The 23648-nt window shown below is 65.6% G+C and carries 14 protein-coding genes and 1 tRNA gene; 13 read left to right on the top strand and 2 right to left on the bottom strand.

Annotated features, from left to right (window positions below; genetic code table 11):
- The first annotated feature begins 163 nt into the window (after positions 1-163).
- The 12 genes from CHB96_RS06065 (at position 164) to CHB96_RS06010 (ending at position 21912) form a co-directional block, all read left to right on the top strand.
- Positions 164-739, top strand: a complete 576-nt coding sequence (locus CHB96_RS06065) for a TetR/AcrR family transcriptional regulator (protein ID WP_089244129.1) — start codon at positions 164-166, stop codon at positions 737-739.
- Positions 736-2223, top strand: a complete 1488-nt coding sequence (locus CHB96_RS06060; protein WP_089244127.1) for a flavin-containing monooxygenase — start codon at positions 736-738, stop codon at positions 2221-2223. The genes CHB96_RS06065 and CHB96_RS06060 overlap by 4 nt, the downstream gene beginning before the upstream one ends.
- Positions 2220-3920, top strand: a complete 1701-nt coding sequence (locus tag CHB96_RS06055) for a GMC family oxidoreductase (protein WP_089244125.1) — start codon at positions 2220-2222, stop codon at positions 3918-3920. The genes CHB96_RS06060 and CHB96_RS06055 overlap by 4 nt, the downstream gene beginning before the upstream one ends.
- Complete coding sequence (locus CHB96_RS06050; protein ID WP_089244123.1) at positions 3908-4561, top strand: acetoacetate decarboxylase family protein; 654 nt, start codon at positions 3908-3910, stop codon at positions 4559-4561. The genes CHB96_RS06055 and CHB96_RS06050 overlap by 13 nt, the downstream gene beginning before the upstream one ends.
- 111 nt (positions 4562-4672) lie before the next feature.
- Positions 4673-5137, top strand: coding sequence for a Fur family transcriptional regulator (locus tag CHB96_RS06045; protein ID WP_089244121.1), 465 nt, complete (start codon positions 4673-4675; stop codon positions 5135-5137).
- Between the two features lie 76 nt (positions 5138-5213).
- Positions 5214-6728, top strand: a complete 1515-nt coding sequence (locus CHB96_RS06040; RefSeq protein WP_089244119.1) for a catalase — start codon at positions 5214-5216, stop codon at positions 6726-6728.
- Positions 6729-6803: 75 nt separating this feature from the next.
- The gene (locus CHB96_RS06035; protein ID WP_089244117.1) at positions 6804-7277 is read left to right on the top strand and encodes a Dps family protein; all 474 of its coding nucleotides are present in this window, start codon (positions 6804-6806) and stop codon (positions 7275-7277) included.
- Between the two features lie 88 nt (positions 7278-7365).
- On the top strand, positions 7366-8043 hold the full coding sequence (locus CHB96_RS06030) for an HAD family hydrolase (protein WP_089244115.1): 678 nt from the start codon (positions 7366-7368) through the stop codon (positions 8041-8043).
- Positions 8040-9821, top strand: coding sequence for a glycoside hydrolase family 15 protein (locus CHB96_RS06025; RefSeq protein ID WP_089244113.1), 1782 nt, complete (start codon positions 8040-8042; stop codon positions 9819-9821). Before CHB96_RS06030 ends, CHB96_RS06025 begins: the two co-directional genes overlap by 4 nt.
- A gap of 57 nt (positions 9822-9878) precedes the next feature.
- A complete protein-coding gene (locus tag CHB96_RS06020; protein WP_245865296.1) occupies positions 9879-10646 on the top strand; it encodes an SDR family NAD(P)-dependent oxidoreductase in 768 nt (255 codons plus the stop codon).
- An 8-nt stretch (positions 10647-10654) separates the two neighbouring features.
- Positions 10655-11623, top strand: a complete 969-nt coding sequence (locus CHB96_RS06015) for an LLM class F420-dependent oxidoreductase (protein WP_089244109.1) — start codon at positions 10655-10657, stop codon at positions 11621-11623.
- Between the two features lie 134 nt (positions 11624-11757).
- A complete protein-coding gene (locus tag CHB96_RS06010) occupies positions 11758-21912 on the top strand; it encodes a type I polyketide synthase (RefSeq protein ID WP_089244107.1) in 10155 nt (3384 codons plus the stop codon).
- Between the two features lie 63 nt (positions 21913-21975).
- On the opposite strand, the gene CHB96_RS06005 is transcribed toward CHB96_RS06010, so the two are convergent.
- Positions 21976-22049 (bottom strand) — tRNA-Pro (locus CHB96_RS06005).
- A gap of 18 nt (positions 22050-22067) precedes the next feature.
- Complete coding sequence (locus CHB96_RS06000; protein WP_176444192.1) at positions 22068-23051, bottom strand: metallophosphoesterase; 984 nt, start codon at positions 23049-23051, stop codon at positions 22068-22070.
- A 107-nt stretch (positions 23052-23158) separates the two neighbouring features.
- On the opposite strand from CHB96_RS06000, the gene CHB96_RS05995 reads away from it, so the two are divergent.
- Positions 23159-23623 (top strand): GatB/YqeY domain-containing protein, encoded by a 465-nt coding sequence (locus CHB96_RS05995; protein WP_089244105.1) that lies wholly within the window; start codon positions 23159-23161, stop codon positions 23621-23623.
- Positions 23624-23648: the final 25 nt, after the last annotated feature.

Genomic DNA, 23648 nt, shown 5'->3' with positions numbered 1-23648 from the left:
TTTCGACGGGGCTGGGGATTTCGACGGGGCTGGGGATTCGCGGGGCCGGGGAGACCGAATGTGACATTTGGTCACTTCAAGTGACCGAATGAGGCCTTCGCTCACCGAATCCAACTTAAAGTCAGTCTGGACTGTTTGTTGATTCCGCGCTATCGTCGCTCGTGTGACCCAGAGCACTGATGCAGCACGACGCACACAGGCCGAGCGCACGGCAGGCACCCAGACCAAACTGCTGGACGCTGCCATCGACTGCCTGGTCGAGCTCGGCTTCGCCAAGACGAGCACTCAAGAGATCGCGCGACGCGCCGGTGTGTCCCGTGGCGCGCAGCTGCATCACTTTCCCACGAAGGAATCCCTGGTCACGGCTGCGGTCGGCCACCTCGTGGACAAGCGGCTCGCGGAGATCCTCGCGGCGGATCCGGACCCCGAACGCGGGGTCGAGGTGCTCAGCGAAGCGTTCTCGGGCCCTCTGTTCTACGCCGCGCTCGAACTGTGGGTCGCGGCGAGGACCGATCCGGCTCTGCACGAGGCCATGATCCCCCTCGAACGACGCGTGTCCGACGCGATCATGGGCGGCGCGACAGCCATCATGGGCAGCCGCATGAGCACCGAATCGATCGAACTCAGTGTCGAACTGGCCCGCGGTCTCGCGGTGTCGGCGCTGTTCAGAACCCAGGAATCCGACGCCACCCTACGTGCCCGGCTTCTGCCGGCATGGGAAGAGAAGGTGATGCAATGACGCTGCCCGACTCCGTTCACGTGCTCGTGGTGGGTGCAGGTTTCGCCGGAATCGCAGCCGCAGCACGGATTCTCGACGACGACCCGACGTCCGACGTCGTCGTCATCGAGCGCGCCGACGACATCGGAGGTACGTGGCGCGACAACACCTATCCCGGCTGCGCGTGCGATGTACCGACGTCGCTGTACTCGTTCTCCTTCGCGCCGAGTCCGGACTGGACGCACACGTTCGCGCGGCAGCCCGAGATCCACCGGTACCTGCGCGGCGTCGTCGACTCGCTGGGGATCAGGGGACGAATCGTCACCGGATGTGAGTTGATCTCGGCGACATGGGATTCGGGAAGCCAGCGGTGGATCGCCGAAACGTCACGGGGCACGGTCACCGCCCAGGTTCTCGTGGCCGCGACCGGGGCACTGTCGACACCGAAACTGCCGTCGGTGCCGGGGATCGAGAAGTTCACCGGCACTATGTTCCATTCGGCGACGTGGAATCACGACCACGACCTGACGGGTGAACGCGTCGCAGTGATCGGTACCGGTGCATCCGCCGTACAGTTCGTTCCCGAAATAGCCGATCGCGCAACACGTCTGACGGTCTTTCAGCGCACGCCCGCGTGGGTCGTTCCGCGGCTCGATCGGACGCTCGGCAAGCTCGAGAAAGCCATGTACCGCCGCTTCCCGAAGACGCAGAAAGCGGTACGCGGCATCATCTACGGCTATCGGGAGATCTACGTCAGCGCACTCGCACACCACCCGGGCATTCTTCCGCTGGTGTCGAACGTCGCGAAGTTTCACTTGCGTAGGCAGGTGAAGAACCATGTGAAACGTGCCGCTCTGACGCCCGATTTCATGGTGGGCTGCAAGCGCATTCTGCTGTCCAACGACTGGCTGTCGACGTTGGATCGCGACGACGTGGACCTCGTCGACAGTGGGCTGGCTGCCGTCACCGAGAACTCCGTCGTCGATGCCCACGGCAACGAATACGACGTCGACACCATCATTTTCGCGACCGGATTCACTCCGACGGAACCGCCTGTGTCTCACGCGTTGCGCGGCACCGATGGCCGGACGCTGGCCGAGGTCTGGGGCGGCAGCCCGAATGCCTACCGCGGCACGACGGTGCACGGCTTCCCGAACCTGTTCCTGATGTACGGCCCCAACACGAACCTGGGACACAGCTCCATCGTCTACATGCTCGAGTCACAGGCGAACTACCTCGTGTCGGCGCTACGTCAGATGCGGCACCACGGCCTCGAGGTGGTCGACGTCATGAAAGAGTCTCAACAGCAGTACAACTCGTGGATCCACGACTCACTCTCCGGCACTGTCTGGAACGCGGGCGGCTGCTCGAGTTGGTATCTCGACTCCGAGGGTCGCAATCCCGTGATGTGGCCCACGTACACCTTCACCTTCCGGAATTCGACCCGCACGTTCGACGTCGCCGAGTACGACGCCATCCCTGCAGCGAAAGGTACGACGGTATGAGCGATTTCGACGTTCTCGTCATCGGATCCGGCTTCGGCGGAAGCGTCGCCGCGCTGCGGGCAACCGAGAAGGGTTACCGCGTCGGCGTTCTCGAATCGGGACGACGGTTCGCCGACGACGAACTGCCCAAGACGAGCTGGCGGCTGCGAAAGTACTTGTGGGCACCCGCGCTGGGATGTTATGGCGTGCAACGTATCCACCTGCTCCCGGATGTGCTGGTCATGGCAGGCGCTGGCGTCGGCGGCGGATCACTCAACTACGCGAACACGCTGTACCAGCCACCGAAGCGCTTCTTCGAAGACCCGCAGTGGGGGCACATCACCGACTGGCACCGCGAACTCGCTCCGTACTACGACCAGGCCAAACGTATGCTCGGCGTCGAGACCAATCCGACGATCACGCCGTCGGACAAGGTCATGAAGGAAGTCGCCGACGACATGGGCGTCGGCGAGACCTTCACGAGCACCCCCGTCGGAGTGTTCTTCGGGGAAGCAGGCAAGACCAGCCCCGATCCGTTCTTCGGAGGCGTCGGGCCGGCGCGAACCGGGTGCACCGAATGCGGCTCGTGTATGACGGGATGCCGCGTCGGTGCCAAGAATACGCTCGTCAAGAACTACCTGTACCTCGCTGAACAAGCTGGGGCAGAGGTGTTTCCGCTGACGACGGTCACTGCGGTCCGGCCGGCCGAGGGCGGCGGCTACCAGGTGGTGACGCGTCGGACAGGCGGCAAGGTGCGGCGCGCGGAGACGGTGATGACGGCCGACCAGGTGGTGTTCGCGGCAGGCACGTACGGCACCCAGAAGCTGATGCTGGCGATGAAGGAGACCGGTCAGCTTCCGGGACTGTCCGACCGCATCGGGAGTCTGGTCCGCACCAACTCCGAAGCCGTACTCGCGGCCACCGCGAGAGGTCGTGAGGTCGACTACACCGAGGGCGTCGCGATCACATCGTCGTTCCACCCCGACGACCACACGCACATCGAGCCGGTTCGATACGGCAAGGGCAGCAATGCGATCGGGCTGCTGCAGACCGTGCTGAGCGACGGAGGCGGCAGGACCCCACGAATTCTGAAGACACTGGGCGTCGCGCTACGGCATCCTGGTGCCGCGATGCGCAGCCTGTCGGTTCGCAGGTGGTCCGAGCGCACCGTCATCGCGCTGGTCATGCAGACCGACGACAACTCGCTCGAACTCGGTTCGAAGAAGGGGCTGTTCGGACGCACGCTCACCAGCAGGCCAGGTGCCGGTGATCCACCACCGGAATGGATTCCGCAGGGGCACACAGCGATTCGACTACTCGCCGACAAGATCGGTGGAGATGCGGGCGGATCCATCGCCGACGTCGTCGACATCCCGATGACGGCCCACTTCCTCGGCGGGTGCGCGATCGGCGATTCCGCAGAACGTGGCGTCGTCGACGCGTATCATCGCGTGTTCGGGTACGACGGCCTGCACGTCGTCGACGGGTCCGCCGTCAGCGCGAATCTCGGTGTGAATCCGTCGCTGACCATCACGGCCCAAGCCGAGCGTGCGATGGCGTTGTGGCCGAACAAGGGCGAGAAGGACGCGCGCCCGGGCGTCGGCGAGCCGTATCGCGAGACGACCCCGACTCAGCCGTCACGGCCGGTGGTGCCGGCCGCGGCACCCGGTGCGCTGAAACTGCCACTGCTGCAGAGAGGTTCGTCATGTGGAGCGTGATGGAGTCCGAGGCCGATCACGGTGAGTGGCCGGACAGCCCTCCGCCACCGTGGCCTGCGGACGTTCGGGCGACGATCTGGTGGCATCGCGCCACGCGATCGGGACGCGAGCTCGTTCCCGAGAAGTCCGTGCCGATCACGATCGTGATGGTCGTCGACTATCTGACGTCGCCTGTCGGGCCGTATCGGGAAATCCTTGCGAGCCCGACGTTTCGACGACCCGGGGGCGGACTCGGTGCGTTCCCGCGCATGTCCGTTCCGTTCATCGCCGTCGACTCGGCTCGTTCGGTGCACGGCGGCAGAACGCACTGGCATCTGCCGAAGGTTCTCGCGACGTTCGACGGCGACGTGCTGGGGGAGTCGCGCGCGGCCACTCAGGAATGGTCGGTGGACGCGGCGGCGAGACCGATCGGACCTGCGTTTCCGATCCGAGGTGGAGTGGGATTCGCACAACCCGTCGACGACGAGTTCCAAGTCGCAGGTTCGACGTTGTCAGGCAAGGCGAAGCTGTGCCGGGTGAAGGTCGGTGCCCAGGGCCCGACACTGGGCTCCTGGCTGAAGTCGGGTACCTATCCGGGGCTCCAGATCGTGTCCGGACGGATGTCGACAGGGACTTCGAGGCTGGTCAGCCCACGTGAGTGAATATGTATAGTGCCTGCGGGTCGTTCCGCAGGCTCCACTCCTGACGGCTATACATAAACACTCACGAGGGCTTTTCTTGACTAATTCCAGAAAAGGGGCATACTCGGTCGCATGCCCAAGGACGACGTGACGACGGAACCGGCTGCGCTGCTGCGCAGTGTCGGCCTCCGTGTCACCGGTCCGCGTGTGGCAGTCCTGAGTGCGGTCGCAGCCCGGCCGCATTCGGACGCCGACGACGTGGCAGCGGTGGTACGGGCCGATGTCGGCTCGGTGTCCACGCAGGCGGTGTACGACGTGCTTCGTGCATGCGTGAACGCCGGCCTGTTGCGACGCATCGAACCGGCTGGATCTCCTGCGCTGTACGAGACCCGAATCGGCGACAACCATCACCACCTCGTGTGTCGGAAATGCCAGACAGTGGTCGACGTCGATTGCGCAATCGGCGCGGCGCCATGCCTCGACCCGTCGGATTCGCATGGATTCGTCGTCGAGGAGGCAGAGATCGTGTTCTGGGGGCTGTGCTCCGAATGTGTCTCGACGCATTCGTCGCCGGTCCCGGGTGCACGCACCCCGTAGTTCCGTTCACCGTGTACCTGCCTTCCGAGCCAGCCCCTCGGACGGCATCCAGCCAACCGACCAGGAGGCGCTGCACATGACCAAGCCCACGACGAGCAATTCCGGAATACCCGTTCCCAGTGACGACCAGTCTCTGACTGCAGGCACGCAGGGCCCGATCCTGCTGCACGATCACTACTTGATCGAGAAGATGGCCCAGTTCAACCGCGAACGCGTCCCCGAGCGCGTCGTGCACGCCAAGGGCGCGGGCGCATTCGGTGTTCTCGAGATCACCGAGGACATCTCGCAGTACACCAAAGCCGCTGCACTGCAGAAGGGCGTCACCACCGAGGCGCTGGCGCGTTTCTCGACGGTCGCAGGTGAGCAGGGTAGCCCCGACACCTGGCGTGACCCCCGTGGATTCGCGCTGAAATTCTATACGACGGAAGGCAATTGGGACCTCGTCGGCAACAACACTCCGGTGTTCTTCGTCAAGGATCCGATCAAGTTCCAGGACTTCATTCGGAGCCAGAAGCGCCTGCCCGACTCCGGTCTGCGCGATCACGACATGCAGTGGGACTTCTGGACGCTGTCGCCGGAGTCCGCGCACCAGGTGACGTGGCTGATGGGAGACCGCGGTATCCCGCGCAGCTACCGGCACATGGACGGATTCGGTTCGCACACATACCAGTTCGTCAACGAGGCCGGTGAGCGGTCCTGGGTCAAGTTCCACTTCAAGACCAACCAGGGCATCGACTTCCTGACGCAGGAGAAGGCCGACGAACTGGCGGGCAGTTCTCCCGACGACCACCGTCAGGACCTGTTCGGCGCGATCAAGGAAGGCGACTTCCCGAGCTGGGACTTCTACATCCAGGTCATGCCGTACGACGACGCGGAGAGCTACAAGTACAACCCGTTCGATCTCACCAAGGTCTGGTCGCAGAAGGACTACCCGAAGATCAAGGTCGGCAAGCTCACGCTGAACCGCAACCCGGAGAACTACTTCGCGCAGATCGAGCAGAGCTCCTTCGAGCCGTCGAATCTGGTGCCCGGTATCGCCGCCAGCCCGGACAAGATGCTGCTCGGGCGCATCTTCTCGTACGCCGATGCGCACCGGTACCGCATCGGAACAAACTACGCGCAGCTGCCGGTCAACGCCCCGAAGGCGCCCGTCAATACCTACTCGAAGGAGGGGTCGATGCGCTACGCGTTCAACTCTCCCGACACGCCGGTGTACGCGCCCAACTCGTACGGTGGTCCGCATGCCGACACCGCGAAGTACGGCGACGACGGATCCTGGGATTTCGAGCCGCGATTCGTGCGTACCGGCTACGTCGAGCACCCCGAGGACGGCGACTTCGTCCAAGCGGGCATCCTCGTACGTGAAGTTATGGACGACGCTCAGCGAGAACGACTGGCAGGCAACATCATCGGACACGCTCTGAACGGTGTCAGCGAACCGGTGCTGCAGCGCGTGTTCGAGTACTGGACCAATGTCGACGCCGATCTCGGCAAGAAGGTCGAGGAAGGCGTCCGCGCCGGACAGGGCAATGCTGCTCCGACGACGAGCCAGTCGCCGACGACACCGGGTGACGAAGCCGAAAAGGTCTGACGCGTCACAGCCCGGAACATCACCGAGATCGGTGCAGTTGTTCAACCCAGAATCGTTCTTCGACAAGGAGGCATCATGACCAATCCCATCACCAGCACCCTGGATGCCGGACAGCAGAAGATCGCCGGAGATGCCCTGCAGGGCACCGTCGTCGACCTCATCGATCTGTCGCTGATCGCCAAGCAGGCGCATTGGAACGTCATCGGAAAGAACTTCCGGTCCGTGCACCTCGCTCTGGACGAACTCGTCACTGCTGCACGTGATTTCACCGACGAGGCCGCAGAGCGCGCCACCGCTATCGGCGTGAGCCCCGATGGCCGCTCCGAGACCGTCTCGACGACGGCCGGGACCAAGGGCTTCGGCACCGGTTGGACCAAGGACGACGAGGTCACTGCAGCCGTCGTCGACAATCTCGCTGCCGTGATCGACCGGCTGCGTACACGCATCGCCGACACCGAGGCTGCCGATCCCGTCACGCAGGACCTGCTCATCGGTATCACCGCTCGCCTCGAGCAGTTGCACTGGATGTGGCAGGCACAGGTCGACTGACGTTCTTCGACCGAAAAGGGGACTCCTCGCGAGAGGGGTCCCCTTTCGCATGAGTTTCGGCGAACGAACCGGTGGGTAGTTCGGGAAAATGACCCCACGTCCCCGCGCAGTCCTGTTCGATATCGACGGCACACTCGTGGACTCCAATTACGTGCATGTCGACACGTGGTCTCGCGCGTTCGCCGACGCGGGCGTGTCGGTTCCGTCGTGGAAGATCCACCGATGTATCGGCATGGACGGAGACAAGCTTCTCGAGGCTCTCGTCGGTGCCGCCGACAGTGCCGTCGCGCTGGAAGCCAAAGATCTCCACAGCGATTACTACGGTGCCGCGAGCGGTCGTCTGCAGATCCTTCCCGGTGCGCGTGAGCTGCTGCACCGCATCGAGGACGACGGACTGACGGTGGTGCTCGCGACGTCGGCGCCGGAATCCGAACTCGCGACGTTGCGTGATCTTCTGGACGTCGAGGACATCGTGTCGGTCGTGACGTCGTCCGAGGATGCCGAGGACGCGAAGCCCGATCCGGAGATCGTCGACGTCGCGCTGCAGCGTGCGCACGTCGCGCCCGAAGACGCCCTGCTCGTGGGTGACAGCGTGTGGGACATGAAGGCGTCGCGTCAGGCAGGCGTCTCGTGCATTGCCGTGCGCAGCGGCGGCATTCCCGATGCCGAATTGCGCGCTGCGGGCGCCGACGAGGTGTACGAGGATCCGGCCGACCTGCTCGACAAAGTCGCCGGCAGCGCCATCGGGAGACTGATCGACGCATGAGTCGTGATCGTGACTACGTCGCCATCGAGAACTACGCGGCAATCGGCGACGGTCGTACCGTTGCGCTCATCGCCGACGACGGCAGAATCGACTGGCTTCCGCTGCCGAATCTCGATTCACCGCCGCCGTTCGCGGCGTTGCTCGACGCCGAGCACGGCGGATCGTTCTCACTGAATCCCACCGAGGCCTATACGGTCGAACGTGAATTCGTCAGCGGAACCAACGTGCTGTCGACGCTCTACACGACGGCGTCGGGAACCGTGCGCGTCGTGGATTCGCTCAATACCGGTGTCGCAGGACGACTTCCGTGGGTGGAACTCGCACGGCGAGTGGACGGCGTCGATGGCTCGGTGGAGATGGAATGGTGTGTCGCGCCGGGCACGATGATGGGCAGTACATCGCCGTGGGCGTACGACACCGACCATGGCACCGTACTTCGCGCGGACGGTCTCACGATGGCTGTCCGAACACTGAACGCAGATGACGTGTCGATCCGAACTCAAAGCATCGCAGGAACTTTCACGACATCATCCGAGTCGCGCCACCTCGTCGGACTGGTCGGAACCGAGAGCGAACCGCTGCATCTTCCAGACCCGGTCAAGGTCGACGACGGTGTCGACCGAACCATCGGCAATTGGCGGGTGTGGTCCGAGGAATTCTCGTACGACGGACCGTGGGCCGATCACGTCGAGCGCAGCGCGCTCGCGTTGAAACTGTTGCTGCACTCGCCCTCCGGTGCCATTGCCGCAGCTGCGACGACGTCGTTGCCGGAGAATCGAACCGGCGGAAAGAACTGGGACTATCGCTACGCGTGGGTACGCGACACGGCGTACACCATTCGCGCGATGCTCAGATTCGGCATGCGCGAGGAGGTGCACGCCGCAGTTGCGTGGCTGCTGAAGGTCATTCGCGCCAACGACCCTCTCGTCGGCGTGTTCTACACGCTCGGTGGGGAAGTGCCGGGCGGTACGGAGCAACCGGACGTTCCGGGGTGGCGCGGTATCGGACCCGTCGTGAACGGCAACCGAGCTGCAGATCAATTGCAGCTGGGCATCTTCGGTGACCTGTTCTCGATCGTGCGGTTGTACGTCGACGCGGGCAACATTCTCGACGCGGCCACCGGCAGGCTCCTCGCCATGATCGCCGACGAGGCGTGCGACTCGTGGCAGCGCCGGGATGCGGGCATCTGGGAGCTGGAGGAGGAGCGGCACTACACCAGCTCGAAGCTCGGTTGCTGGCAGGCGCTCGACTGTGCCGTTCATCTTGCCGAGATCGGACAGATCCCCGGCGTGGCGGACCGGTGGCGGGCCGAGAAGGAACGCATTCGAGACTTCGTGGAGACCGAGTGCTGGTCGGAGGAACGTCAGGCGTACATGGCGTACCCGGGTGCGACGGGACTCGACGCGTCGGTGCTGCTGGCTGCAGAGATGAATTACGATCGCGGACAACGCTTGTCGTCGACCATCGATGCGCTCGGCGAAGAACTCGGCGCCGGACCACTCCTCTACCGGTACAGCGGTGTCGACAAAGAGGAAGCGACGTTCGTCGCATGCGCATTCTGGCGAGTATCCGCGTTGGCGTGCGTCGGACGTGATGGCGAGGCGAAGGCCCTGATGGACGAGTTGGTCGAGATGTCCAACGACGTCGGTCTCTACAGCGAAATGATCGATGCTTCGGATTCCTCGTTCCTGGGTAACTTCCCGCAGGGACTCAGTCACCTGGCGCTCGTGAACGCGGCTCTGACGATCGCGAACTCCCACGACGCCACCTCGGAATGACTTTCGATCGGAGAAACGACACTTATGGATCTGGGTATCGAAGGACGTACAGCGCTCGTGACGGGCGCGGACTCCGGAATCGGTTGGCAGACTGCGAAATTGCTTCTTGCCGAAGGTGCGACGGTGGTGATCAGTGATCGCGATCAGGACAAGCTGAACACCGCGAAGAACGAACTCGACGCACCCGATGGGCGGCTCTTCGCCGTCGCCGCGGATGTGACCAAAACTGCCGACGTCGAAGCTCTCGCTGCGAGAGTGCAGAACGCCGTCGGCGACATCGACATTCTGGTGCAGTCGTCCGGTGTCACCGGCGCGCAAGGCCTCTTCCACGAGATCGACGAGGAAGGCTGGGCCAGCACTCTCGACATCGACCTGATGGGCCCGGTGCGGCTGCTCCGTGCATTCCTCCCGGCTCTCCGACGCGGTGGCTGGGGCCGCATCGTGCTTCTCACGTCCGAGGATGCCGTCCAGCCGTACGACGACGAATTGCCGTACTGCGCAGCGAAAGCCGGTGTTCTCGCGCTCGCCAAGGGGCTCTCCCGCAGCTACGCGTCGGAAGGGCTGCTCGTCAACACCGTCTCGCCTGCCTTCATCCACACCCCGATGACCGACGCGATGATGGACAAGCGTGCCGAGGAAAAGGGCACCGATCGAGAAGGCGCCATCGACAGCTTCCTGAAGGAAGAGCGTCCGTTCATGGAACTGGGCCGCCGTGGTGAACCCGACGAGGTCGCCTCCGTCGTCGTATTCCTGTGCTCGGATCGCGCGAGCTTCGTCAACGGATCGAACTACCGCGTCGACTCCGGTTCCGTCGCAACCATCTAGGAGAATTCATGACCAATTTCGGCTACACCCTCATGACCGAACAGAGCGGCCCCAAGGAACTGGTGAAGTACGCCGTCGCCGCCGAGAACGTCGGCTTCGACTTCGAGGTCTCCAGTGACCACTACTCGCCGTGGTTGTCCTCGATGGGACATTCGCCGTACGCCTGGACCACGTTGGGAGCCGTCGCACAGGCCACCGAACGCGTCGAACTGATGACGTACGTGACGTGCCCGATCATCCGCTACCACCCTGCCGTCGTCGCGCAGAAGGCTGCGACGCTGCAGATCCTCGCCGACGGCCGATTCACCCTCGGGCTCGGCAGCGGCGAGAACCTCAACGAGCACGTCGTCGGAGAAGGCTGGCCGTCGCTCGACAAGCGTCAGGACATGTTCGTCGAGGCGCTCGAGATCATCGAGAAGCTGCACGCAGGCGGGCTCGTCACTTACGAGGGCAAGCACTTCCGCGTCGACTCCGCTCGTATCTGGGATCTGCCCGAAGGCGGCGTCCCGATCGGCATCGCCGTGTCCGGGGACAAGTCGATCGAGCGGTTCGCGGCGTACGCCGACCACCTCATCGCCGTCGAACCGAAGCCGGATCTGGTCAAGAGCTGGGCCGAGCACCACGACGGGCCGTCGCGCACGATCGGGCAGATCCCGATCTCGTGGGACCCGGACAAGGACGCCGCCATCGAACGCGCGCACGACCGCTTCCGCTGGTTCGCCGGAGGGTGGGCCGTCAACGCCGACCTCCCGACGACAGCAGGATTCGCAGGCGCTACGCAGTTCGTCCGCAAGGAGGACGTCGCGGAGACCATTCCGTGCGGACCCGACCTGGACGCGATCGTCGAGGCCGTCAAGCCGTACTGGGAAGCCGGGTTCACCGATATCGCGCTGGTCCAGGTGGGCGACGAGACGCAGGAGCGATTCCTCGCCGAGGCCGCGGGGCCGCTCCTGGAGAAGCTGCGGGCTGCGTCGTAGGGAGAACGATTTCCCGCGTTCCGGGCGTCGCGCAACACCACCGCGGATAGACTCGATCCTTCGAGCAAGGTGGGGATCGAGAACGTGGGAGGGGGCCTACGGGTCGATCATGGCTGTCGCTCTGGGAGGACGACGTGGCCGATCGAACGAAGCTTCTGGACTATCTGAAAAAGGTCACCGCAGAGCTCTACCAGGCGCGGGAGAAGCTTCGGGAGGTCGAGGACGCCAGCCGAGAACCGATCGCCGTCATCGGTCTCGGCTGCCGATTCCCCGGCGGCGTCCGATCGCCCGACGACCTGTGGCAGTTGGTCGACGAGGGCCGCGAGACCGTGTCGGACTTCCCCGACGACCGCGGATGGGGGTCGTCGGGACTGTTCGATCCCACCGGCGAACACAGCGGTACGACGTACACAGTCCGCGGTAGCTTCCTCGACGATCCCGCCGGTTTCGACCCGGACGTCTTCGGGATCTCGCCACGGGAAGCGCTCGCGATGGATCCGCAACAGCGAGCGCTGCTCGAAACCAGCTGGGAAACGCTCGAACACGCCGGAATCGACCCGAAATCCATGCATGGCCGACGCGTCGGCGTGTTCGCGGGACTGTCCGGAATCGACTACGCGGCTCGGGTTGGCGGCATGCCACCGGAAGACCTGCAGGGATACTTCATCACCGGCAACGCCATGAGCGTCGCGAGCGGGCGGATCGCGTACAGCCTCGGGCTGAACGGACCTGCCGTCACCGTCGACACGGCGTGTTCGTCGTCGCTCGTATCGCTGCACCTCGCAGCGCAAGCATTACGCAGTGGCGATTGCGAACTCGCGCTCGCCGGAGGCGCGACGATCATGGCGACGCCTGCCGTGTTCGTCGAATTCTCGCGGCAGCGCGGTCTCGCCCGCGACGGCAGGTGCAAGGCCTTCTCGGCCGCAGCCGACGGCACGGCCTGGGGTGAGGGTGCCGCGATGATCGCCCTCGAACGACTGTCCGACGCGCAGCGCAACGGCCGCCGAATACTCGCCGTCGTGCGTGGCAGCTCGGTCAACCAGGACGGCGCCAGCAACGGGTTGACGGCCCCCAACGGGCAGGCGCAGCGACGCGTCGTCACACAGGCGCTCGCCGCGGCAGGCCTCGGGCCGGAGGACGTCGACGCCGTCGAGGCACACGGAACCGGTACGACGCTCGGCGACCCGATCGAAGCGCAAGCACTTCTCGCCACCTACGGGCGCGCCAGGCGCGACAGTCCACTGTGGCTCGGCTCGGTGAAGTCGAACCTCGGCCACACGCAGGCTGCTGCCGGTGCGGCAGGTGTCATCAAGATGATCATGGCCATGCAGCACGGACGGTTGCCGAAAACCCTGCACGTCGACGCGCCGACCCCGCACGTCGATTGGTCGGTTGGTGGGGTGCGGCTTCTCGCGGAGCCGACGGCGTGGCCCGAGACCGGGCGGCCGCGTCGTACCGCGGTGTCGTCGTTCGGGATCAGCGGAACCAACGCGCACGTGGTCCTCGAGCAACCGCCTGTCGTCGAAAGAACTGTCGGACAAGAGGAGTCGGACGAAGTCGTGGCTTGGATGCTGTCGGCTCACAGTGACGCAGCATTGCGGGATCAGGCGCAGCGGCTACGTGATCACGTGCATCCCGATCACACCCCGGCGTCCGTCGCCGCGTCGCTGGTGCACGCGCGTGCCCGGTTCGATCACCGAGTTGCCGTGGTGGGCAACGATCTCGACACTCTGATGGCCGGTCTCGATGCTGCCGCACGCGGTGACCCGAGCCCGAATCTGGTACGCGGTACGGCCCTCGAAGCCGGCGACAGGCCGGTGTTCGTCTATCCGGGCCAGGGCGCGCAGTGGATCGGTATGGCGACCGAATTGCTCCATACATCGACGGTGTTCGCCGATTCCATGCACGAATGCGCCGAGGCACTCCGGCCGCACATGTCGGTCCCTCTTCTGGATGTGCTCGACGGCTCGATGGACACCGTCGACGTGGTCCAGCCCGCTCTGTTCGCGACGATGGTGTCACTGACCGAACTGTGGCGTGCTCATGGCGTCGAACCTGCTGCGGTGGTGGGGCATTCGCAAGGCGAGATCGCCGCAGCGTACGTCGCGGGCGCTCTCGACCTGTCCGACGCGGCCCTCGTGGTCGCGGGACGCAGTCGGGTGATCGCCCTCTCGGCGGACCGGCGTGGCGGAATGGCGTCGGTGGCGCTGCCCGCCGACGAGGTGAGTCGGGATATCGAAAAATTCAGCGGCGCAGTCGAAGTCGCTGCCATCAACGGTCCTACCGCGACGGTCGTCTCCGGCCGCGTCGACGCACTCGACACTGTCGTCGCCGAGTGGCAGGGGCGCGGCGTGCAAGCCCGACGGATTGCCGTCGAGTACGCGTCGCACTGCGCCGACGTGGCGATTCTGCGGGAACCGATCCTCGACGCGCTCGCCGAGGTGCGTCCCCGCCGGACGACGATCCCGTTCGTCTCGGCAGTGACTGGGGGTGTCGTCGACGGAACCGAGCTGGACGGCCAGTACTGGTATCGCAACCTCCGCAACACCGTTCGATTCGAAGAAGCGACGACAACGTTGGTGAAGCAGGGCTACCGGCAGTTCGTGGAGGTGTCGCCGCATCCCATAGTGACCGTGCCACTGCAGGAGACGCTCGATGCAGCGGGGATTTCGGGCCGGGCCTCCGGGACGCTTCGACGCGACCGAGGCGACATGCGTCAGTTCACCTCCGCGCTTGCCGAGGCGCACGTGCACGGTGTCGACATCGACTTCGAGCGCATCGAGTGGGCACGGCGCGACACGCACACCTGGGTCGATTTGCCCACCTACGCCTTTCAGCATCGTCGCTTCTGGCTCGACCCCGTCGCGCCCGACGGCGATGTCACGTCTGCCGGTGTGGATCCCGGTGGGCATCCGATGCTCGCCGCGTCGATGGACCTCGGTGACGGCAGCGGATCCGTTGCGACCGGGGTGCTGTCGGTGCAACGACTTCCATGGCTCGCGGACCACGGCGTCAACGGAACGCTGTTGCTTCCTGGTACCGCGTTCGTCGAACTCGCTTTGTACGCCGGGCAGCGAATGGGTTTCGACAGGATCGACGACCTCGCCATCGCTGTCCCCTTGGTCGTGCCCGCCGACGGGGAGATCGCTGTTCAGGTGACTGTGCACGGGGACCGCGGCACGTCACGAGCGGCCGTCGCGGTGCATTCGCGACCGGTGGGCGCCGCTGCCGACCGGCCGTGGACCACGCATGCCACCGGAACCCTCGGTGCCGCAGCCTTTTCCGCTGAATATCCGGACCAGGACAACTGGCCGCCGGACGACGCCGTCGAGGTGGCAGTCGACGGCATGTACGACGCACTGGAGGCGACCGGATACGACTACGGACCGGTCTTTCGTGGTGTGCGCGCGGCGTGGCGACGCGGGGACGAGGTGTTCGGCGATACCGGGCTGAACGCCGACGACCCGGCCGATCTCGTCGCCGGCTACGGTATCCATCCCGCGTTGCTCGACGCAGCACTGCACGTCATCGCGATCGGCGAGGCCGAATCCGGTGCCCGCGGTGTGCGACTGCCGTTCTCGTGGAACGATGTTCGGCTTCACGCCGAGGGCGCGACGGCGGCGCGGGTGTGCGTCACACCTGTTGCGCCGGAACGGTATCGGGTATCGGTGTACGACGCTGCCGGTCGGCCCGTACTGACCGTCGGCAGCCTGACGGTGCGTCCGATCACCGACACCGCTCCTCGCGTCGGTGTGACTGGAAGCCTCTTCCGCGTCGACTGGATGCCGGTGGGTGTGACGAACGCGCCGGAACAGCACTTCACGAGCCTGTCCGACGCGTCGTCCGGCAACGACTACGCCGATTCCGTTCTGCGACTCGATATTCGGACGGGATCCGAATCCGATACTCCGTCGCGGGCGCACGCGGTTACCCAGGCCGCATTGACGGCGGTGCAGGCCTGGCTTGCCGACGACCGGCTCGCCGACTCCACACTGCTCGTCACGACGCGCCTGGCCGTGTCTGCGCGCGACACGGACTCCGTCGACGACGTCGCGGCTGCACCTGCGTGGGGACTGATCAGTGCCGTCCAGCACGAGCATCCGGATCGGATCACGCTGGTCGATCTCGACAAGGACGAAAGTCTGCTGTCGACGGCGTTGTCCTGCAACGAACCTCAGCTCGCCGTGCGGGACGGAGTGCTGCTCGCGCCGGTACTGGCGTCGCAACCCGTCGTCGACGAGTCCGAGCCTACGTTCGGGCGCGGCACGGTGCTGATCACCGGTGGCACGGGCACGATCGGCACTCTGATCGCCCGACACCTCGTCGCGCGGCACGGCGTGCAGAAGGTCGTCGTGGCGAGCCGGCACGGTGGTGGGATCACGAACGACGAACACGTCCGATCCGTCGCCTGCGACGTCGCCGACCGTGATGACCTTGCCTCTCTGCTCGACGACATCCCCGACTTGACCGGCGTGATCCATGCCGCCGGTGTGCTCGACGACGCCACGGTCGGCGCACTGACCGGCGAGCAGCTGTCGACCGTGATGCGCCCGAAAGTCGACGGTGCGTGGAATCTGCACGAGCTGACCGAGTCCCGTGACCTGTCCGCCTTCGTTCTGTTCTCCTCGGCCGCAGGCGTTCTCGGCGCCGCGGGGCAAGCGAACTATGCCGCAGCCAACGTGTTCCTCGACGCGTTGGCGCAACACCGGCGAGCGCGTGGTCTGCCTGCGATCGCGATGGCGTGGGGATTGTGGGACACCCCGAGTGCTATGACGTCGCACCTCGACGAGGCCGACCTGAACCGCCTGCACCGCGTCGGGATGGACACCATCGACCAGGAGTCCGGCCTGGCGCTGTTCGACGCTGCCGTCGCCGTGAACCGGCCACTGATCGCACCGATCCGCCTGGCGAGGCGGTCTGCCGCGTCGGGAGCGGAGCCGCCGATTCTTCGGCGCGTCTTGGGGATTCGTCGTCGTACTGCGGCATCCGAGTCGCCGACCGGGCTTGCATCCGAACTCGGATCGCTCGACGACGACGCGCGCCACATCCGAGTACTCGACATCGTCACGACCCACGTGGCGGCGGTGTTGGGACACGACGGGAAGGGCGACATCGACCCCGAACGCGCCTTCAAGAATCTGGGATTCGATTCGCTCACCGCCGTCCAACTGCGTAACGACCTGACGTCGGCCACGGGGGTCACGCTCGCCGCGACCGTCGTCTTCGATCATCCGACCGCGGATGCGCTCGCCCGCGAACTCGAAGCGCGGATACTCGGTCTCGACACGACCCCCGTTCGGACGGCGACGCGCGGCCGCCGCGAGGACGTCCCCATCGCGATCGTCGGCATGGCCTGCCGCTACCCCGGCGGTGTCGCGGACCCCGAGGGGCTCTGGCAACTCGTGCGTGACGGCGTGAACATCACCGGGCCGTATCCCACAGGGCGTGGGTGGGTCCTCGACGACGTCTACGATCCCGATCCGACCAAGCCGGGTACGACGTACATGAAGGAGGGCGGATTCCTCTACGACGCAGACGAATTCGATGCCGCGTTCTTCGGGATCGGTCCCCGAGAGGCCGTCGCGATGGACCCCCAGCACAGGCTTCTGCTCGAGCGAGCGTGGGAAGCGTTGGAGAATGCGGGCATCGCGCCGGATGGACCGGGTCTGACCGATACGGGAGTGTTCGTCGGAATGATGGGGGGAGACTACGGTTTTCACCTGATGAACCAGCGAAACGCCGATGCCGAGGGCTACTTGATGACGGGAACGAGCAACAGCGTTGCATCGGGACGCATCTCGTACACACTCGGCTTCACCGGACCCGCGGTCACCGTCGACACGGCCTGCTCGTCGTCGCTCGTCGCGATGCACCTGGCGTCGCGAGCCCTGCGCGACGGTGAATGCTCGCTCGCGCTCGCGGGAGGCGCCACCGTGATGGCGACGCCGGGTGTGCTGGTGGAGTTCAGCAGGCAACGCGGCCTCGCTGCCGATGGTCGGTGTAAACCGTTCTCGGACAAGGCAGATGGAACAGGTCTCAGCGAAGGTTCCGCCATGGTCGTGCTCGAACGACTCGACGACGCCCGACGCAACGGCCACCGCGTCCACGCCGTCGTGCGAGGTTCGGCCGTCAACCAGGACGGTGCGTCGAACGGACTGACCGCGCCGAACGGGCCGTCGCAGGAACGCGTCATCCGGCAAGCGCTCGCCGATGCGAGACTCGAGACGACCGATATCGACGCCGTCGAGGCGCACGGAACGGGCACGACCCTCGGCGATCCCATCGAAGCGCAGGCTCTCATCGCCACGTACGGACAGGGCAGGGCAGGGGACCCGCTGTGGCTGGGGTCGATCAAGTCGAACATCGGTCACACACAGGCCGCCGCGGGTATCGCAGGCGTGATCAAGATGGTGATGGCGATGCGACACGGGGTGCTACCGCCGAGTCTGTACGGCGACACCCCGACTCGGGTCGTCGACTGGACGGCCGGCGACGTGCGATTGCTCGGAGAGCCCGTCGCCTGGCCGACGAACGGCTCGCCGCGTCGGGCAGGGGTGTCGTCGTTCGGTATCAGCGGCACCAACGCGCACATGATTCTCGAGCAACCGCCCGCGGACCCGGTGGTGTCGACACCGAGCGGCAAGCCTCTCGTGTGGGTCGTCTCCGGGAAGACATCCGACGCGTTGCGTGCGGGGGCAACTGCGCTGCAGCACTTTCTGGACGGCGACGAACAACCCGAACCAGCGGATATCGCCTATACGTTGGCGACTGGCCGCCCTGCGTTCGCGCATCGCGCGGCGATCGTCGGGGACAGCCTGTCGGATCTGCGCGACGGTCTGGCGCACGTCGCCGAAGGCCGCGTAGGCCCCGGTGTAGTCGCCGGAACCGAGGTTCGCGGCAAGACGGCGTTCATGTTCACCGGGCAAGGGACGCAACGCATCGGGATGGCGCGCGGGCTGTACGACACGTATCCGGTGTTCGCTGCGGAGATGGACAGGATCTGCGCGGCGCTCGACGCGCACATGGACACCCCTGTGCGGCAGATACTGTGGGGGTCCGACGCCGCGGCACTCGACAGAACCGAGTTCACGCAGCCTGCCCTGTTCGCTGTCGAAGCCGCCCTGTACGCACTGCTGAGCCACTGGGGCGTTACTCCGGACTTTCTCATCGGACACTCCATCGGAGAGATCACCGCGGCCTTCGTCGCGGGCGTCCTCGACCTGCCCGACGCGGCGGCCCTCGTCGCCGAGCGTGGTCGCGCGATGCAGTCGACCGAACCCGGTGCGATGGTCGCAGTGCGAGGGAAGGTCGACGACCTCCGCTCGCGCATCGACGGGCGCGTCGATGTCGCCGCGATCAACGGCGAGACGTCGTTCGTGCTCGCGGGCGCGCCGGACGACATTCGTTCGATCGCAGAAGAATTCGAGGTCGACGGCATCACCGTGACACGCTTGCGCGTCGAACGTGCGTTTCATTCTGCTCTGATGGATCCGATTCTCGACGGTCTGACGGTTCCGGCTACCGTACATGCGCCTCGAATTCCGTTGATATCGACCGTGACCGGGCGTCTGGCCACCCTCGACGACTTCGCGGCACCCGACTATTGGGCGAAACACGTTCGGCGCCCTGTCCGCTTCCGCGACGGGATGCGTACGCTCGAGGAACTCGGGGTCACAGCAGTATTCGAAGTAGGGCCGGGGTCGGTGCTGACAGCGCTGGCCGCCGAGGTGGTGCCGAATTCAGTCGCGTGCCTGCCCGGACGCGGTGACGACACGCACGAGGTGATGCAGGCGCTGGGATCGGCCTTCGTGCACGGTGTGTCGGTCGACTGGGAGAGCGCCGTGCCCGATAGGAACCGAGTCGAGTTGCCCACCTATGCCTTTCAGCGTCGACCGTTCTGGCCGACACCGGCGCGTGGATTCGTGGGTGAGCCCGCCGACCTCGGTCTACGCCCGGCCGAGCACCCTCTGCTCGGCACGATCCTCGACCTCGACGACGGCACGATCGTGTTCACAGGACAACTGTCGTCGATCCGCGATCCTTGGCTCGTCGACGACGACCAGATGCTATTGCCTGCGGTGTACGTCGAACTCGTACTCCATGCCGCGGGCATTGCCGGTTTCGATCATGTGCAGACGCTCGAACTACTGCAGCCCATGGCTTTTCCGGACTCGGGGACTGCAGCGGTACGCATGGTCGTCGCCCCCGCAGACGGCGCAGGATCCCGTACCGTGGCGCTGTCGAGCATCGACGACGCGTCGACCCGACACGCGTCGGCCGTTCTGGTCGATGTCGTGAGTAGCTCAGTGCCGCACGAGGAGTCATCCGACGCGCAGTACGACGTCACGCTGCCGGACGGCATCGACCTCGACGGCTACGGCATCCACCCCGTGCTGCTGCAGGCTGCGCTCGGTGACGAGCCCACCCGGTTTGCCGGAATCACTCTGCACCGCAGCGGGCTTCGGGCCGTCACCGCATCCACCGCGTCGGGAATCAGGTTGCGGGACCACGACGACGAACCGGTGCTGACCATCGAGGAACTGGCCTTCACGTCTGTCGGGAACATTGCTGCGTCTCGGCGCCTGCATCACACAGTATGGATTCCGGTCGACGCACGCGCGGAACATGCGGCATGCAGAATCGTGACGATCGAGAGCGATGGCAGTGTCGATGCGGCCCATGCGGAGTGTGCACGGATTCTCGCTGTGCTGCAGGACGATTCGACAGACGTCCCGCTGGTCGTCGTCACGCGCGGTGCGATGGCTGTCGGGGACGAGGAGCGGGTGGATCCCGCAGCTGCTGCGGTGTGGGGCCTGGTTGGATCGGCGCAGAGCGAGAACCCCGGCCGCATAGTGCTTCTCGACGTCGAGGACGACGCGGACATGGACGGTGCGATCGACGCAGCGGTTGCCAGTGGCGAACCGCAGCTCGCCGTGCGTGCCGGTGACCTGCTGGCTCCGCGGATGCGCAGGCTTCGCATCGAAAACCCCGTCGAGGCAGAGTATTTCGACCCAGCCGGCACCGTGCTGATCACCGGCGGCACCGGGACGTTGGGGGCACTCGTCGCACACCACCTGGTGACCGAGCATGGCGTCCGGCATCTGGTGCTGACGTCTCGACGCGGTCCGGATGCCGACGGTGCCGACGAGGTCCGACAGGCCCTGATACGAGCGGGCGCCGACGTCACCATCGTCGCCTGCGACGTCGCCGACGCGACGGCGGCATCCGAGATGCTCCGAGCAGTACCGTCGGGACATCCGTTGACGGCCGTGGTTCATGCGGCAGGCGTGATCGACGACGGCACACTGTCGTCGCTGACGCCGGGCCGGATCGATGCGGTCCTGCGTCCGAAGGTCGACGCCGCGTGGAACCTGCACCGTCTCACTGCCGAGTCCGGACTGCGGACGTTCGTGATGTTCTCGTCGCTCGCCGGGGTGCTCGGTGCGCCAGGGCAGGGAAACTACGCCGCCGCCAACATGTTTCTCGATGCGCTTGCACGTGAGAGGGGCCGACGCGGCCTGCCCGCCACGTCGATCCAGTGGGGAATGTGGGAGCCGCCGAGTGCCATGACCGCCGAGCTCGGGGCGTCCGACCGTGCACGCGTGTCGCGCACCGGAATGCTCGCCCTGCCCGCGTCCGAGGGGCTGGCGTTGTTCGACAGCGCACTCGCGTCGGGAGAAGCCGTCGTCGCCGCGATGCGGTTGGACAGAACGGTGCCTGCCGTGCCGCCGCTGTTCCGAGGGCTCGTCCAGCAATCGGCAGCACGGCAGCCCACGTCGGCCGTTCACGGCACCGGGCCGGGCGCGTGGGCCGAGACCCTTGCAGAACGCACCGTGCCCGAGGGACGGCACCTGATGCTCGACGTCGTCCGCAGTGCCGCTGCCACCGTTCTCGGGTACGACGCCGCGGATTCGGTCGATCCCGATCAGGCGTTCAAGGAGTTGGGTTTCGACTCGTTGGCCGCTGTCGCGCTGCGGAACCAGCTCGGCGCGACGACCGGGCTGAGGCTGCCGCCGACATTGGTGTTCGACCACCCCAGCGCGCGTGCCGTCGCGGAATTCCTGCGCGCGGAACTGGTTCCGGACCCCCTGACTGCCGCGCTGGCCGACGTCGAGCGGCTGCGTGCTGCCGTCGCCGAGATCGAGGGCGACGGGGATTCCAGGGCCGAGATCGCGGCGCGTCTGGCGGCGTTGCTGGCCGATCTGAGTCCGACCCCGGACGACACCGTCGACAGAATTCACGCCGCGACGAGCGAGGAGATTCTCGACCTCATCGACAGGGGGCTGTGAGAACGACGGGGGCTGTGAGAAACAGAAAGGCTCCCTTCGCTGAGCGAAAGGAGCCATTTTCTGTCGGGGTGGCGGGATTCGAACCCACGACCTCTTCGTCCCGAACGAAGCGCGCTACCAAGCTGCGCCACACCCCGTGTACCGCGAGCAGAAGTCTAGCTTACGACTGCCTCGGAACGCGAAACGCCCTCGTCGGAACCGGTTTTTCCGCCCCGTCGGGGTGCCGGAGTGAGCGTCAGCAGGGTTGCTTCGGGCCTGCAGCAGAAGCGTGCAGGTGCCCACGGCGACGTGCCGATGCCGGCCGAGACATGCAGCTGAGTGTGCGCGCCCCACTTCGACGGGCCCTTCACACGCGAGCGATCCAGCTGGCAGTTGGTCACGAGTGCGCCGTAGAACGGCAGGCACAGCTGGCCGCCGTGCGTGTGCCCGGCGAGCACGAGGTCGTACCCGTCCTCGGCGAAACGATCGAGAACACGAGGCTCGGGGGAGTGCGTGATGCCGAGACGCAGGTCCGCAAGTGGGTTCGGCTGGCCGGCGATGGTGTCGTAGCGGTCGCGTTTCAGATGCGGATCGTCGACGCCTGCCGACGCGATGCGCACACCCGCGACTTCGAGTTCGCGACGCACGTGCGTCACGTCGTGCCAACCACGCTCGGTGAACGCCGCACGCAGGTCGCGCCACGGCAGCGACTCGCCGAGTACCCGCTTGTGTTCCTTCTTGAAGTACAGCAGCGGGTTCTTCGGCTGAGGTGCGAAGTAGTCGTTGCTCCCGAACACGAACAAGCCGGGACGTGCCAACAACGGGCCGAGCGCCTGCACGACGGCAGGAACCGATTTCATGTGCGACAGGTTGTCGCCGGTGTTGACGACGAGATCCGGTTCGAGCCGATCCAGTTCGCGGAGCCAGTTCTGTTTCATCCGCTGACCCGGCATCATGTGCAGGTCGCTGATGTGCAGCACGCGCAGCGGCGATGAACCGGGTTCGAGGACTGCCATCGACGCCTCACGCAGCGTGAACGCGTTACGTTCGATGAGCGTCGCGTACCCGATTCCGAGTGCTGCGGCTCCCGCGGTGGCGAGGGCTGCGCTCCGGACAGGGGCCTCGGCCGCGCTCTTACGAACACGTGTTGCGGCAGCCAGGATGCTGGAGGTGGTAGCACTGTTGTTCACGAACACGCTCCCAACGATACGTCAGCCCTGGGAATCGACGTGCGGTGTCGGTATCGGCCCGCGTAGCGTTCTGTGACATGGCCGAACTGAAGTCCCAGCTCCGATCCGATCTCACCGCCTCGATGAAGGCGAAGGACAAACTCCGCACCGCGACCATCCGCATGCTGCTGTCCGCGATCCAGACCGAGGAAGTCTCGGGCAAGGAAGCGACCGAGCTGACCGACGAGCAGGTGCTCAAGGTGCTCGCGAAGGAATCGAAGAAGCGCGGCGAATCCGCCGAGATCTACACCGAGAACGGCCGCGGGGAACTCGCTGCCAACGAGCGCGCCGAAGCGCAGATCATCGACGAATACCTGCCGACCCCGCTGACCGACGCCGAACTCGCCGACGTCGCGGACACCGCGATCGCTCAGGTGGCCGAGGAGATCGGTGAGCGTCCGGCGATGAAGCAGATGGGCCAGGTCATGAAGGTCGCCACCGCTCTCGCAGCAGGTAAGGCCGACGGCTCACGCGTGTCGAAGGCAGTCAAGGATCGCCTGTAGCGAGCCGCTCATGTGCACGGAAATA

The sequence above is a fragment of the Rhodococcoides kyotonense genome, assembly GCF_900188125.1.
Lineage (GTDB): Bacteria > Actinomycetota > Actinomycetes > Mycobacteriales > Mycobacteriaceae > Rhodococcoides > Rhodococcoides kyotonense.
The sequence above is the reverse complement of the archived record's forward strand: the minus strand, read 5'-3'. Positions and strand labels throughout refer to the sequence as shown.

Bases quoted from the DNA above. Each gene is read 5' to 3' on its own strand.
- CHB96_RS06055 (WP_089244125.1), top strand. From the start codon at position 2,220: ATGAGCGATTTCGACGTTCTCGTCATCGGATCCGGCTTCGGCGGAAGC.
- CHB96_RS06040 (WP_089244119.1), top strand. From the start codon at position 5,214: ATGACCAAGCCCACGACGAGCAATTCCGGAATACCCGTTCCCAGTGAC.
- CHB96_RS06030 (WP_089244115.1), top strand. From the start codon at position 7,366: ATGACCCCACGTCCCCGCGCAGTCCTGTTCGATATCGACGGCACACTC.
- CHB96_RS06060 (WP_089244127.1), top strand. From the start codon at position 736: ATGACGCTGCCCGACTCCGTTCACGTGCTCGTGGTGGGTGCAGGTTTC.
- CHB96_RS06045 (WP_089244121.1), top strand. From the start codon at position 4,673: ATGCCCAAGGACGACGTGACGACGGAACCGGCTGCGCTGCTGCGCAGT.
- CHB96_RS05995 (WP_089244105.1), top strand. From the start codon at position 23,159: ATGGCCGAACTGAAGTCCCAGCTCCGATCCGATCTCACCGCCTCGATG.
- CHB96_RS06050 (WP_089244123.1), top strand. From the start codon at position 3,908: ATGTGGAGCGTGATGGAGTCCGAGGCCGATCACGGTGAGTGGCCGGAC.
- CHB96_RS06035 (WP_089244117.1), top strand. From the start codon at position 6,804: ATGACCAATCCCATCACCAGCACCCTGGATGCCGGACAGCAGAAGATC.
- CHB96_RS06025 (WP_089244113.1), top strand. From the start codon at position 8,040: ATGAGTCGTGATCGTGACTACGTCGCCATCGAGAACTACGCGGCAATC.
- CHB96_RS06015 (WP_089244109.1), top strand. From the start codon at position 10,655: ATGACCAATTTCGGCTACACCCTCATGACCGAACAGAGCGGCCCCAAG.